The 13,656-nt window shown below is 66.9% G+C and carries 15 protein-coding genes; 1 reads left to right on the top strand and 14 read right to left on the bottom strand.

Annotated elements, in window-relative coordinates; genetic code table 11:
• Positions 1 to 4 precede the first annotated feature (4 nt).
• The 14 genes from dmpH to WI26_RS33020 form a co-directional block, all read right to left on the bottom strand.
• Positions 5 to 793, bottom strand: a complete 789-nt coding sequence (gene dmpH, locus WI26_RS16010; protein ID WP_059509897.1) for a 2-oxo-3-hexenedioate decarboxylase — start codon at positions 791 to 793, stop codon at positions 5 to 7.
• Entirely contained in the window at positions 790 to 1,836 is a 1,047-nt protein-coding gene (gene dmpG, locus WI26_RS16005; RefSeq protein WP_059464928.1) for a 4-hydroxy-2-oxovalerate aldolase, read from the bottom strand. The genes dmpH and dmpG overlap by 4 nt, the downstream gene beginning before the upstream one ends.
• Before the next feature lie 43 nt (positions 1,837 to 1,879).
• Positions 1,880 to 2,800 carry an acetaldehyde dehydrogenase (acetylating) gene (locus tag WI26_RS16000; protein ID WP_069226496.1) on the bottom strand — a complete coding sequence of 307 codons (921 nt, stop codon included), beginning with the start codon at positions 2,798 to 2,800 and terminating at the stop codon, positions 1,880 to 1,882.
• 41 nt (positions 2,801 to 2,841) lie between these two features.
• Positions 2,842 to 3,624 (bottom strand): 2-oxopent-4-enoate hydratase, encoded by a 783-nt coding sequence (gene dmpE, locus WI26_RS15995; RefSeq protein ID WP_059509896.1) that lies wholly within the window; start codon positions 3,622 to 3,624, stop codon positions 2,842 to 2,844.
• Between the two features lie 28 nt (positions 3,625 to 3,652).
• Positions 3,653 to 5,164: a 2-hydroxymuconic semialdehyde dehydrogenase gene (locus WI26_RS15990; protein ID WP_069226495.1), complete on the bottom strand. Its 1,512-nt coding sequence runs from the start codon at positions 5,162 to 5,164 to the stop codon at positions 3,653 to 3,655.
• A gap of 60 nt (positions 5,165 to 5,224) precedes the next feature.
• Positions 5,225 to 5,674: a GlcG/HbpS family heme-binding protein gene (locus WI26_RS15985; RefSeq protein ID WP_069226494.1), complete on the bottom strand. Its 450-nt coding sequence runs from the start codon at positions 5,672 to 5,674 to the stop codon at positions 5,225 to 5,227.
• Between the two features lie 20 nt (positions 5,675 to 5,694).
• Positions 5,695 to 6,639, bottom strand: a complete 945-nt coding sequence (locus WI26_RS15980) for a catechol 2,3-dioxygenase (protein ID WP_059509893.1) — start codon at positions 6,637 to 6,639, stop codon at positions 5,695 to 5,697.
• A gap of 25 nt (positions 6,640 to 6,664) precedes the next feature.
• A complete protein-coding gene (locus tag WI26_RS15975; protein ID WP_059464922.1) occupies positions 6,665 to 7,021 on the bottom strand; it encodes a 2Fe-2S iron-sulfur cluster-binding protein in 357 nt (118 codons plus the stop codon).
• Position 7,022: 1 nt separating this feature from the next.
• Positions 7,023 to 8,087 (bottom strand): NADH:ubiquinone reductase (Na(+)-transporting) subunit F, encoded by a 1,065-nt coding sequence (locus WI26_RS15970; RefSeq protein WP_059914610.1) that lies wholly within the window; start codon positions 8,085 to 8,087, stop codon positions 7,023 to 7,025.
• Between the two features lie 25 nt (positions 8,088 to 8,112).
• Entirely contained in the window at positions 8,113 to 8,469 is a 357-nt protein-coding gene (locus WI26_RS15965; protein ID WP_069227742.1) for a phenol hydroxylase subunit P4, read from the bottom strand.
• Between the two features lie 74 nt (positions 8,470 to 8,543).
• Positions 8,544 to 10,094 carry an aromatic/alkene/methane monooxygenase hydroxylase/oxygenase subunit alpha gene (locus tag WI26_RS15960; RefSeq protein ID WP_059464920.1) on the bottom strand — a complete coding sequence of 517 codons (1,551 nt, stop codon included), beginning with the start codon at positions 10,092 to 10,094 and terminating at the stop codon, positions 8,544 to 8,546.
• A gap of 38 nt (positions 10,095 to 10,132) precedes the next feature.
• On the bottom strand, positions 10,133 to 10,402 hold the full coding sequence (locus tag WI26_RS15955; protein WP_060325896.1) for an MmoB/DmpM family protein: 270 nt from the start codon (positions 10,400 to 10,402) through the stop codon (positions 10,133 to 10,135).
• A gap of 36 nt (positions 10,403 to 10,438) precedes the next feature.
• The gene (locus WI26_RS15950; protein ID WP_059536228.1) at positions 10,439 to 11,434 is read right to left on the bottom strand and encodes a phenol hydroxylase; all 996 of its coding nucleotides are present in this window, start codon (positions 11,432 to 11,434) and stop codon (positions 10,439 to 10,441) included.
• Between the two features lie 16 nt (positions 11,435 to 11,450).
• The gene (locus WI26_RS33020) at positions 11,451 to 11,849 is read right to left on the bottom strand and encodes a phenol hydroxylase subunit (protein WP_236849343.1); all 399 of its coding nucleotides are present in this window, start codon (positions 11,847 to 11,849) and stop codon (positions 11,451 to 11,453) included.
• A gap of 118 nt (positions 11,850 to 11,967) precedes the next feature.
• Here WI26_RS33020 and WI26_RS15940 point away from each other — a divergent pair, with 118 nt between their 5' ends.
• Positions 11,968 to 13,656, top strand: a complete 1,689-nt coding sequence (locus tag WI26_RS15940; RefSeq protein WP_069226493.1) for a sigma-54-dependent Fis family transcriptional regulator — start codon at positions 11,968 to 11,970, stop codon at positions 13,654 to 13,656.

Raw genomic sequence — 13,656 nt, 5'->3', positions numbered from 1 at the left:
ACGTTCAGATGAATCGCAGGCCGACCGACCCGATGTCCTGCACGCGCAGCGTCACGTTGTCGCCGGCCGCGACGGCCACCGCCTCCGTGATGCCGCCCGACAGGATCAGGCTGCCCGCCGGAATCGATTCGCCGCGCGCGCCGAGGTGGTTCGCGAGCATCGCGATCGCGGCCGCCGGGTGGCCGAGCACGGCCGCGCCGGCGCCGAATGCGACCGGCAAGCCGTTCTTCTCGAGCACGATGCCGAGCGTGCGCAGGTCGACGCCGTCCACGGCCAGCGGCCGGCCGCCCGCGACGAAGCGCGCGGCCGACGTGTTGTCGGCCACCACGCTCTTCAGGTCGAACTTGAAGTCGCGGTAGCGGCTGTCGATCACCTCGATCCCGGCGACGACGAAGTCCGTCGCGGCAAGCACCGCGCCGACATGGCAGCCGGGCCCCTTCAGTTCGGCCTTCGTCACGAACGCGATCTCCGGCTCCACCTTCGGATGAATCAGCGCGGACGTATCGCACTCGCCGCCATCGGGCAAGTCATGGACGTCGGTCAGGAAGCCGAACACGGGCGCGTCCACACCCATCTGCCGCATCTTCGCGTGCGACGTCAGGCCGGCCTTGTAGCCGACGATCCGCGCGCCGCGCGCAAGCTGCCGGCGGCGGATCGCATCCTGCACCGCGTAGGCGTCGTCCCAGTCCATCTCCGGATGACGGTCGGTGATCTTCGGCGTGTCGCGCGCGTCGCGCATGCAGTCGTCGAGATGCGCGGCCAGCGACTCGATCATGTCGGTCGTCAGGTTCATGCGGCCTCCCGCTTCGGTTGCGCCGAGCGCGCCTTCGCGAGCGTCAGCGCGGTGTCCTCGATCATGTCCTCCTGTCCGCCGACCATCCCGCGCCGGCCGAGCTCGACGAGGATGTCGCGCGCGGGAATCCCGTACTTCTCGCCCGCGCGCTTCGCGAACAGCAGAAACGAGCCGTACACGCCCGCGTAACCGAGCGTCAGCGCGTCGCGGTCGATGCGGATCGGGAAGTCCATCATCGGCACGACGAGATCCTCGGCGACGTCCTGGATCTTCCACACGTCGACGCCGGTCTCGATGCCCATCCGCTCGCAGACGGCGACGAACACTTCGAGCGGCGTATTGCCGGCGCCGGCGCCGAGCCCCGCCGCCGCGCCATCGATCCGGTTCGCACCGGCCTCGATCGCCGCGATCGAGTTCGCGACGCCCATGGCGAGGTTGTGGTGACCGTGGAAGCCCAGTTCCGTTTCGGGTTTAAGCGCGTCCCGCACGGCCCCCAGGCGCGCCTTCACGTCGTCGGGCAGCATGTAGCCGGCCGAATCGGTGATGTAGATGCAGTTCGCACCGTACGACTCCATCAGCTTCGCCTGCTTCACCAGCCCGTCGGGGCTGTTCATGTGGCTCATCATCAGGAAGCCGACGGTGTCCATGTCGAGCTTGCGCGCCATCGCGATGTGCTGTTCGGAGACGTCCGCCTCGGTGCAGTGCGTGGCGACGCGGATCGTATGCACGCCGAGCGCGTGCGCTTCCTTCAGGTGATCGACCGTGCCGATGCCCGGCAGCAGCAGCGCGGACACCTTCGCGCGCTTCAGCAGCGGGATCACCGCGCCGAGATATTCCGCGTCGGTATGCGCGGGAAAGCCGTAGTTGACCGACGAGCCGCCGAGGCCGTCGCCGTGCGTGACTTCGATCAACGGCACGCCGGCCGCGTCGAGCCCGCTCGCGATCGCGCGCATCTGGTCGAGCGTCATCTGGTGACGCTTCGGGTGCATGCCGTCGCGCAACGTCATGTCGTGGACGGTGATTCGTTTGCCTTTGAGATTCATTTCCGTTCCTTTCGTCCGGTCGTGGGGGGCGCGTCTGCGGGCGTCAGGCCGCCTGTGCGGCCGATGCGAGCGTGAGGCGGCCGGCCAGCATTTCCTCGGCGAACATCTCGGCCGTGCGCGCGGCGGCGGCCGTCATGATGTCGAGGTTGCCCGCGTATTTCGGCAGGTAGTCGCCGAGGCCTTCGACCTCGAGATAGACCGACACGCGATTGCCGTCGAACACCGGCCCGTTGACGAGCCGGTAGCCGGGCACGTAACGCTGCACGTCGGCGATCATCGCGTGCACCGATTCGACGATGCGCGCTTCGTCGGGCGCGCTTTCCGTCAGGCAATGCACGGTGTCGCGCATGATCAGCGGCGGATCCGCCGGGTTGATCACGATGATTGCCTTGCCCTCGTTCGCGCCGCCGACCTGCGCGACGGCCGCGGCCGTCGTGCGCGTGAATTCGTCGATGTTCTTGCGGGTGCCCGGGCCGACCGAGCGCGACGACACGGTCGCGACGATCTCGCCGTACGCGACCGGCTGCACGCGCGAGATCGCGCGCACCATCGGAATCGTCGCCTGGCCGCCGCACGTGACCATGTTCACGTTCATCTCGCCAGAGCCGATGTGATCCTTAAGGTTGACCGGCGGCACGCAATACGGACCGATCGCCGCCGGCGTCAGGTCGATCATCAGCACGCCGAGCGCTTTCAGCTTGCGGCTGTTTTCCGCGTGGACGTATGCGCTCGTCGCGTCGAACGCGATCTGCACGCCGTCCGCCTGCACGTGCGGCAGCAGGCCGTCGACGCCGTCCGCGGTGGTCTTGAGGCCGAGTTCTCGCGCGCGCTTCAGGCCATCGGAATCGGGATCGATGCCGACCATCCACACGGGTTCGAGCAGGGGGCTGCGCATCAGCTTGGCGAGCAGGTCGGTGCCGATGTTGCCGGGGCCGATCAGCGCGCAACGGATCTTTCGGGTCATGGGGAATTCCTCGTTTGCTTGAAAAAGGGAACGGGCGACGCTTACGCGAACCGCACCGAACACGCGCCGATCCCGCCAATCGACACACGAAAGTTGTCGCCGCGCGCCGCGGGCGCCATAGCGGCGAGCGCGCCGGACAGGATCACTTCGCCCGCCTTCAGCGGAATGCCGAGGCGGCCGAGCGTATTGGCGAGCCATGCGACCGCGTTCACCGGCGAGCCGAGCGCGGCCGCGCCGGCGCCGGTGCCGATCACGTCGCCGTTCTTCTCGAGCACCATCCCGCACGTCGACAGATCGACGCTGCGCGTGCTCACCGCCCGGTCGCCGAGCACGAACACGCCGCACGACGCGTTGTCGGCCACCGTGTCGCCGATGCGAATCTTCCAGTCGCGGATGCGCGAGTCGACGATCTCGAAGCACGGCATCACGCATTCGGTGGCGGCGAGCACCATCGCGTTCGTCACGCCCGGGCCGAGCAGGTCGCGCTTCAGCACGAACGCGATCTCGCCTTCGGCCTTCGGCTGGATCAGCGTATCGAGCGCGATGCACTCGCCCTCGCCGTACACCATGCCCGACAGCAGGTAACCGAAGTCGGGCTGGTAGACGCCGAGCATGTCCATCACCGCCTTCGACGTGACGCCGATCTTCTTGCCGATGACGGTTTCGCCGGCATCCAGGCGGCGCTGCACGAAGCGCTGCTGGATCCGGTACGCGTCGTCGACCGACAGGTCCTCGTGCTGCGACGTCAGCGGCGCGATGGGCTCGCGCGAGGTCATCGCGTCGTACAGCCGGTCGCCCAGCGTGGTAATCAACGTGGAGTCCATAAGAGTTTTCCGGTCATTTACGGGTGGATCAGAGCTTGATGCACACATTGCGCAGCTCCGTGTAGAACTCGAGCGAATGCACGCCGCCCTCGCGACCGATGCCCGATTGCTTCGCGCCGCCGAACGCGGTACGCAGGTCACGCAGGAACCATGAATTGACCCACGCGATGCCGACGTCGATCGATGCCGCGACGCGGTGCGCACGCGACAGGTTGGTCGTCCAGATCGCCGTCGACAGCCCGTACGCGTTCGCGTTCGCGCGGTCGATCACCTCGGCTTCGGAGTCGAACGGCATCACCAGCGTGCACGGCCCGAAGATCTCTTCGCGCGCGATCGGCGAATCGTCGCCGAGGCCGGTCCAGATCGTCGGCTGCACCCACGCGCCGCCGCGCAGGTCCTCGGGCATGTCGGGCACGCCGCCGCCCGTCACGACCGTCGCGCCGAGTTCGGCCGCCTTGCGGTAATACGACAGCACCTTGTCGCGATGCTCCTGGCTGATGAGCGGGCCGAGACCGGTCGACTCCGCTTCCGGACGGCCGGGCCGCAGGCGTTCGGCACCGGCCTTCAGCGCGGCGACGAAACGCTCGAACAGCGGACGCTCGACATACACGCGCTCGGTGCCGAGGCAAACCTGCCCCGCGTTCGCGAAGCACGAGCGCAACGTGCCTTCGACAGCCGCGTCGAAATCGCAATCGGCGAACACGATCGCCGCGTTCTTGCCGCCCATCTCGAGGCTGACGGGCCGCGCACCGTCGGCGGCCGCCTTCATGATCGCCGCGCCGGTGCGCGTCTCGCCGGTGAACGTGATCGCGTTCACGCCCGGGTGCGTCGTCAGGAATTCGCCGGCCGAACCCGGCCCGAAGCCGTGCACGACGTTGTAGACGCCATGCGGCACGCCCGCCGCGTTCATGACTTCGCCGAGCAGCGCGGCCGTCTGCGGCGTCTCCTCCGACGGTTTCACGACCACCGTGTTGCCGCAGGCGAGCGCGGGCCCGACCTTCCACGTCATCAGCAGCAGCGGCAGGTTCCACGGGCAGATCACACCGACCACGCCGACCGGCCGGCGGATCGCGTAGTTGAGCGCGCCCGCGCCGTCCGGCGTCGCCATCTCGAAGGTTTCGCCGGGCACGTTCTTCACCACGTCGGCGAACACCTTGAAGTTCGCCGCGCCGCGCGGGATGTCGATATGGCTCGCGAGGCTCACCGGCTTGCCGGTGTCGGCCACTTCCGCTGCGAGGAAATCGTCGAAGCGGCGCGTGATGCCGTCGGCCACCGCATACAGGAGCTCGACGCGCTGCGCGACCGTCAGGTCGCCCCACGGGCCGGCCAGCGCCGCCCGTGCGGCCTGCACGGCCGCGTCGACATCCGCGCGGCTCGCTTCGGCCACGCGCGCGATCAGCGCGTTGTCGAGCGGCGAGCGCTTGTCGAACCAGCGTTCGCTCGCGCGATAGCCGCCGTCGATGAAGTTGCGGACGAGCCGCGGGTCCGGCTGCCCGCCGGCGGGGCCGCGCGTCGCGGCGATGGGTTCGGTGTCGTACATGATGTGTGTGCCGATAGTCGTGAATCCGTGGGTTCGTGGAGCGCGTTCAAGTGCCGTGCGTCATGGCCCGCCGAAGCCGGCCGCGTCGAGCCCCGCGTGCGCGCATTGCGCGTCCTGCGCCTCGCTGCCACCCGATACGCCGATGCCGCCGATCAACGCGCCGCCCTCGACGATCGGCAGCCCGCCGCCGAACGCGACGAAGCGCGGCCGCAGCACGAGGCCCTGCCGCACCGCATCCGAGTGCGATGCCAGCGCGACGTGCCATGCGTCGGTGGCCAGGCCGAAGCTCGCGGCCGTGTACGCCTTGTCGATCGCGATATCGATCGAATGCAGCGGTGCGCCGGGCATGCGCACGAATGCCGCGAGCAGCCCGGCCGCATCGACGACCGCGACGTTCACGCGCACGCCGAGCCGTTCGGCGGCGTCGGCCGCAGCGTGCGCCGCACGCGCCGCGGCCGGCCAGTCGATCGTGCGCGTGTCGATGCTCCGGTTCGTGTCGTTTCGATCCATGACGCTGGACTCCTCGCGGCTCAGGTGTAGACGGTCGTGAACGCTTCGTTCAGCTCGCCGGAGTGGAAGAAGATCCCGCGCCCGAGCTCCTCCTCGGTCCACGTCGTGACCGGGCGGTCGGGTTGCGCGAGGTAGCCGAGCCCTGCGAAGGTCTCGTTGCGGTTGCCGCTCGGATCGAAGAAATAGATGGTGGTGCCGCGCGTGATGCCGTGGCGCGTCGGCGCGACGTCGATCTTCACCTTGTTCTTCGCCATCACGTCGGCCGACTTCAGCACGTCGGCCCAGTCGTCGAGGAAGAACGCGATGTGATGCAGGCCGTTGCTCGGGCCGCCGACGAACGCGATGTCGTGCGGCGTCGTGCTGCGGAACATCCACGTCGCGGCCTGGATCGTGTTGCCGGGGCCGACCATCACCTGTTCCGCCAGATGGAAGTCGAGACACTCGGCCATGAAGCGCGTGTTCTCCTCGACACGGTTCACGCCGGTTTCGGGGTTCAGTTCGCACATCAGCAGGCAGTGGTCGAGCCAGTGCACGGCCGAGCCCGGAACGTCGTCGGGCCACGGATCGGGGTTCAGCGAGCCGACCGCGGTGCCCACCAGCGCCTTCTTCGCGAACAGCCGCAACTCGTGCCCGCTCGGCAGCAGGAACCGCAATTGACGGCCGACCGCCGGCAGCGCACCCTCGGGCAGCATCTCGGTTGCGATCCCGTATGCCTCGATACGCTGCTGCAACGCGTCCAGATCGGCATCGTGCTCGACCTTGTATGCGGCGTGCTTGAGCCCCGCCTGGTCGGACGGCGACAGGATCAGCGAATACTTGTCCCACTCGTCCCAGCATTTCAGATAAACGTTGCCCGCCGCGTCGCGCATCGTCTCCTGCATGCCGAGCACGCGCACGTAATGACGCAACGCCGCTTCCATGTCCATCACCTTCAGACTGACATGACCAATACGCATCACACCCATGATGTGTCTCCTCCTGGTTTCCTGGTTACTTGTCGATCGCCGGCGCGCCGGCACGGGCCGCGCCGCAGAAGAACGGCTTTTTCAGCCGGCCCGCCACTTCGAGTTCGACGTCGCCGTCCGGCACCACACGGCATGCGAGCGCATAGCCGTCGTACTCTTCCTCCGCGCTGACGTGTGCGCGGCTGATCGGTCCGAGCTTGCGTACCGCGCCGCGCAGCACGCGCACCTTGCATACGCCGCACCCGCCGTTCAGGCAGCCGACCGGAATGCCGCGCCGGCCGAGCTTCGCCATGCCGGCCAGCAACGATTCGCCGGACACGCACGCATAGCGCTCGTCGGTCTGCGCGATCGTGACCGTCCCGCATACGCGGCCCGCGTCCATGTCACACCCGCCGGAACAGCGGGCTGCGCGTCTGTTGCGCGTCGGCCGCCGAGATGAACTTCTCGTGATAGATGTCGCGCTCGAACAGGCGGCCCTGCATCAGCGTCGTGATGCACGCGTCGATCATCGCGGGCGGTCCGCACAGGTACGCCTGATGCCCCGAGAAGTCGCCATCGAAATGCGCCTTCGCGACGTCGTGCACGAACCCTTGCGCGACGTCACCGCCTGCATCCGGCGCGCCTTCGGACAGCGCCGGCACGTACGTGAAGTTCGGGTAACGTTCGGCCAGCGCGCGGAATTCGTCGTGGTAGTACAGCTCCTTCGCGTTGCGCTGGCCGTAGACGAGCGTGATCGGCGCTGTGACGCCGCTCGCGAGCAGGTCCGCGATCATCGAGCGCGGGCTCGACAGCCCCGACCCGCCTGCCATGAAGATCATCGGCCGCGCCGCCGAGCGGCGCACGAAGAAGCGGCCGTACGGGCCCGACAGGCGCATGCGGTCGCCGGTTGCCAGTTGCTCGTGCAGATAGCCGGTGCCGAGCCCGCCCGGCACCTGGCGCACGTTCAGCTCGATCTCGCCGGTCGCCGCGACGTCGGCCGGCGCGTTCGCGATCGAGAACGCGCGACTCTGCCCGAGCCCGGGAATCTCCAGCTGCACGTACTGGCCCGCCTGGAAATGGATCGGCTGCGACAGCTTCAGCCGGATCGACTTGATGGTCGGCGTGAGCTGCTCGATGCGCGTCACGTCGGCCGCGAAGTCCTTGACCGGAATGATTTCCGCGTCCGGCTCCTCGTCGACGTCGGCCTCGATCACGGTGTCTGCCTGCAGCGTCGCGCAGCACGCGAGCGCCTTGCCCTCCTCGCGCTCGAAATCCATCAGCGCGAACGGGTTCGCGTCGCCGAGATCGATTTCGCCGTCGAGCACTGCGACCTTGCAGGTGCCGCACAGGCCGTGACAGCACGCATGCGGAATGTAGATGCCCTGGCGCAGCGCGGCATCGAGCATCGTCTGTCCTTCCTCGACCTCGATCGTCACGCCCAGCGGCTCGATGGTAAGTTGGTGGCTCATGATGGTTCGCTCGTCCGCGTAGCGGTCAGAAGCTCGCGCCGCCAAGGCCGTCGAGGCCCGGCGTGCGGAAGCTGATCAGGTCCTTGTGCCCGAGTCCGTTGTCGGCCAGGCTCTTCGCCGCATCCGGCGCCCACGGCTCGCCGGAGCGAAACCACTCGACGCGGTTCCAGTCGATCTTCGCGAAATCCGGGTGATAGCCGTAGACCGGCGGCAGCACCCTGTCGGCGAGCGCGCCGAACGGCATGTCGGGCGGCAGCGGCAGGCAGAACGGCGCCGGAAACATCAGGTGGTTTTCCCAGCACACGTAAAGCAGCGGCGCCGGAAACTTCCCGACCGCATCCTTCACCGGGAAGTCGTAGGGTTTGAGCGCGATGACGGCCATGTTTGTCTCCTGTCGGCCCGCGTTCGCGCGGCAGCGCGCGCGGGCCTTCTTCAAGGTTGCTGATCGGTTGCTTGTCAGTTGCGCGTGGCCTGCCCGCGCCAGGCCGCGAAATTCTTCTGGTCTTCCGAACCGTCGAAATCGAGGTTGTCGCGGCCCATCTGCACTTCGTAGTAATCGAGCACCGCGGCGAGCGGATCGAAACCTTCGGCGCTCGGGTCCGCATCGGCCGGGAAGCAGTTGCCCTGATGGATCTGGTGCACGGGAAGCCACGCCTGCACGTATTTCTGCGGCTCGTGGTCGAAGATTTCCTTGCAGTGATCGCTGCAGAAATGGAACTTGTTGCCGAGGTAATTCGACTCGCGCGCGCCGATCTTCGTCGGGTTGCCGGGCTCGGTGAACAGCATCGGGATCTGGCAGGTCTGGCACAGCATCGGCAGCGTCTTCATGTAGAAGCGGTTGCCGGCCTTTGCCTGCTCGCCCCAATAGTCGAAGCGCGGGCGGTAGTAGCGGTCGAACGAATCGGGATACTTCGCTGACAGCCACGCCATCTCGTCTTCGGTCGGCACCCAGGTGTGGAATGCCGAGGCCGCGTTGAAGCCGTAGAACGTCGACCATGCCTGGTGGCTGATGTGGTCCTTGCCTTCGCACGCGTCCTGCCAGCCCTTCGGCTCGCGAATGCCGTAGCGCGCGAGATCCTTGAACAGCGCGCCGCCGTTCTGCTCCGCGTACATCTCCCAGGACTCGCGCCAGCTCATCACGCGCTTCGGCTGCATGTAGTCCATCATCATCGCGACCAGCGTGAGCAGCCGATAGCCGCGCCAGAACCACTTGTCGATCCAGCGCTGCACGATCGGCACGTTGTCCGGGTCCTGCTCGAGCATGAACTTGATGCACTCGATGCCGAGCGTCATATGCCGCGATTCGTCCGACTGCGCGGAAAAGCCGAACGTGACCGTCGACATGTCACCGTTGTACGCGGCGCCCGACATGAACGGCACGAACAGCAGGTTCGTCAGCACGTATTCGAACGAGAAGCTGACCGCGGTCAGGAACTCGAACGGCCCCGCGGAATATGCGTCCTCGAAGAACGACTTCGGCACCGACAGGTACCAGACGCGGTCGAACCAGTGGTTCGAATGATGGAAGCCGTTGAAGAACTTGTTGTACGTCGACATCGCGTGCGTTTCGGTCTGGTAGTGCCGCAGCTCGTCGATCGACTGCATCTGGCATGCAATGCGCGCGCCCTCGCCGGTGAAGTGCCGGCCGACGTGCGCGAAGCCGCGATGCGCGAGATATTCGAGCGGCGTCACGCCCTGGAGGAACAGCTTCAGCGCATTGATGTAGCGCGCGTCGGTCACGCCGAGGAACGCGTTGTTCTGCGTGAACGCGTCGATCACCGCGTACAGCTTCTTCTCCTTCTCGCCCTGGTATTTCCAGTACGCATCCATCGTCAGGCGGAATGGGTCGACCCACTTGTCCCAGTCGTGGATCTTGATGCCTTCGTAACGGTCGTACGGGAAGACCTTCTCCATCGGCTGATAGGTCGTCTCCCAGCCGAGGCCGCGCGTCATCGCCGCGTAGCGGTCCTTCAGGCCGAGCTTTTTCTTGAGCGTTGGCGTGTCCATTCGTGTCTCCGGTGTTGTCGGTGCGTGTAGCGCGGCGTTCAGTGCGACCAGCTCAGCGTGAACTGGTCGTCGTCCTCGTCGAGGTGGCCGGACAGCGTGATCAGGTTCACCTGCAGTTGCTGCAGGTCGAAGCGCGCGCCGGTCAGTTCCTCGATCGTTTCGCGACGGATCGTCAGCCGGTCCGGCGCATCGATCTTGACCATCCCCGGCGACTCGACCACCACCGCGCGCGGGTTGTCGGCGACGATCGCGTCGACGATCGATCTGGAGTCCTCATTGGCCTGAAAGGCGATGAATACGTTCGACATGCTGGCTTTCCTTGGGTTGATGGAATTGGCGCGGCGTCAGAGCGCGAGGCCGAGCTTTGCGACGCGTGCATGAAACTGCTCGCGCACTTCGTCGAGCGCCGCGCGGCCTGCGTCCCGCAGCGCACGCGCCGCGACCGGTGCGAGCGCCGCGTCGGCCCGTGCGGACCAGTCGCGGGTCCAGCGGGCGAGCAACGCGCGGTTGTCGTCGGATTCGGCGGCCATGGTCTTCACCACCGCGTCGATCCAGCGGTTCGACTCGGCGTGCCATTCCGGCATGAACGCGGTGAGCATCGCGACCGCCGAGCCGCCCGCGAGCGCGATACGTTCGTCGACGAAGCGGTCGTAGACGAGCGGATACAGCATGCCGTCGAGCGCCAGGTTCTGCGCGATGAACAGCTCGACGGGGTCGGTCACGACCAGCGTGTCCTCGACGTAGCGGCGCAGCGGCTGCCATGCGGCGTCGTTCGTCCAGCTCGCCTTGGCCGTATCGAGCACGTCGGGTTCGGCCATCGCGAGCGCGACGCGCGTCAGGTACTGCGCGACGCCGAGGTTGTCCATCGCATGAAACATCGCGGGCGCCGTGAACGCCGTGCCGTATCCGAGCGCGCAGATCTGCGCGTTGTTCATGTTCGCGCCCCACGCGGCATGGCGCAGCGGCACCAGTACGTCGAGTGCGTGCGCGGCCACGTCGTCTGGCATCAGGCCGATCATCCGGCGCGATTCGACGAACTCGAAGTTCGACTCCATCGCGTCCTGCTGGCGAGCCCGCGTCGTCGCCCACGACGCGTAGTAGAACTGGCGCGGATCCTTCAACGCGTACCAGTTCGCCATCCGGATCGCCGAGCGCGACGCATCGAAGATCTCGTGGTCCGGATCCCAGGTCGGCCGGTAATGGAAGTTCGCCTGGGGCTGCGCGCCCATCATGCCTTCCTGGTAGCGCGTCGCCGTCTTGTCGCCGCCGATGTTCTGCGCGACATGCGCGAAGGTGTGCCGGAGCGGCTTGATGTCGACTGTCTTCAGCTCGATGGTCACTTCTTGCTCCTCAAGGTCATGGGTTCGCTTCGACGTCGAGCCGCGTGACCTGCTGTTCGCGGCAGAACGCGTCGAAGGCGGCAGGAGACAACGTCAGCTCGACGAACAGATCCGGCGCGCCGCCGAGCGAAAACTCGAATTCGACGAAACCGCGCACGTTCGTGCCGGTCACGCGAACACACTTGCGGCCGGGATCGAGCGGGGAAAGATCGGTCGGATGCTGATTCATGATCGGTGTCGCCTCCATGCCGGACTTCAATGCAGCATCCGTGCCACGTCCGGCCACACACCGAAAAAATCTCGATAATTCAGGGAAAGCCCTGACGCGAAGTTCAAATTCGCGATCCACAATGGCGGTTAACCAGAACGGAAACCGCCCGACTGCGACCACGCCTGAAGCCATATCCGGCGGCACTTTTCATCATTTGAGCAACCCGGTCGCGCGCATTTGATGAAATGATCAAATCGATCCGCCCGCCGCGACGCCGCTGGCGAAAACCTTGAAAATCACGAGAAATCTCGACGGAGGAGACATGACGCGGCCCAGCCTGCCCCCATTGCCGCCGGACACCGACCTGCGCAAGCTGATCCACTTTTCGGCAAGCGACGGTCGCATCTGGCTGGCCGGTCAGCGAATGGTGCTGCTGCATGCCGGCGCACTGGCGACGCTGCGCCAGGAACTGATGGAGAGTGTCGGGCCGGCGCAGACGCGACGCTTCTTCACGCGGGTCGGCTTCGCCGCCGGCGAACGGGACGCCGCGCTCGCGCGCGAGATTCGAAGCGGCGCGTCGCTGTTCGACATGTTCCATGTCGGCCCGCAACTGCACATGCTTGAAGGCGCCGTGCAGGTCACGCCGTTGCGGTTCGAGGCCGATCCCGCGACGGGCGCGTTCTACTGCGAATACCGCTGGGAGCATTCATGGGAGGCCGACGTGCACCGCCGCACGTTCGGGCCGCAGCCCGAGCCGGTGTGCTGGATGCTGATCGGCTATGCGACCGGTTACACCAGCGCGTTCATCGGCCGGACGATCCTGTTCAAGGAAACGACCTGTGTCGGCATGCACGATCCACACTGCACGATCGTCGGCAAGCCGGCCGAGGAATGGCCAGACGCGGAAGAGATCTCGTCGTGGTTCAAGGCCGACTCGCTGATCAACACGATCCGCGATCTGCAGACCGAAGTCGAATCGCTGCGCCTCGAGATGACGCCCGACGACGGCCGGACCCGGCTCGTCGGACGTTCCGACGCGTTCCGTGCCGCGTATGCGCTGCTTGAGACCGCCGCGCCGACCAAGGTCGCCGTGTTGCTCACCGGCGAAACGGGCGTCGGCAAGGAACGCTTCGCGCGTGCGCTGCACAGCCTCAGCCCGCGCGCGCAGAAACCGTTCGTCGCGATCAACTGTGCGGCCATCCCGCATGCGCTGATCGAGTCCGAACTGTTCGGTGCGGAGAAAGGCGCATTCACCGGCTCGCAAGCAGTGCGCGCTGGCCGCTTCGAGCGCGCGGACGGCGGCACGCTGTTTCTCGACGAAATCGGCGAGCTGCCGCTCGACGTGCAGGCGAAGCTGCTGCGCGTGCTTCAGGAGGGCGAGGTCGAGCGGCTCGGCGCAACCGACGGCCGGAAGGTGGATGTCCGCGTCGTCGCGGCGACCAACCGCGATCTCGAGGGGGCCGTGCGCGACGGCACCTTTCGCGCCGATCTCTATTACCGGATCAACGTCTACCCGGTGCTGATTCCACCGCTGCGCGACCGGCAGGACGACATCGCGCCGCTCGCGGACGCCATGCTCGAACGCTTCGCGGCCGTGCACGGCAAGCCGGCGCCGACGCTGACCGACTATGCGTACGATACGCTGCGCGGGTATCGCTGGCCCGGCAACGTGCGCGAGCTCGAGAACCTGATCGAGCGCGCGGTGATCCTGTCGCGCCCGAACCGTCCGGTCGATGCGAAGGACCTGTTCCCCGGCGTCGGCTCGCCCGGCGGCGCGACGGTCGACCGGGCCGGGCAGATCCGGCCGGCGGCCGCGATGTCGATCGACTGCGGCGCCATCCTCGACCGGTTGCAGGGCGGCGGCGGGCTCGACGGCCTCGAGCGCGCGCTGCTGCACGAGGCCGTCGACCGCGCGAACGGCAACCTGTCGGCCGCCGCGCGCCTGCTCGGCCTGACGCGCGCACAGCTCAGCTATCGGCTCAACCGCAAACAGGACCAGGAGGACGCGTGA

It is taken from the genome of Burkholderia diffusa, assembly GCF_001718315.1.
Lineage (GTDB): Bacteria > Pseudomonadota > Gammaproteobacteria > Burkholderiales > Burkholderiaceae > Burkholderia > Burkholderia diffusa_B.
Note: the sequence above shows the minus strand (reverse complement) of the source record. Positions and strands in the feature narration are given on the sequence as shown.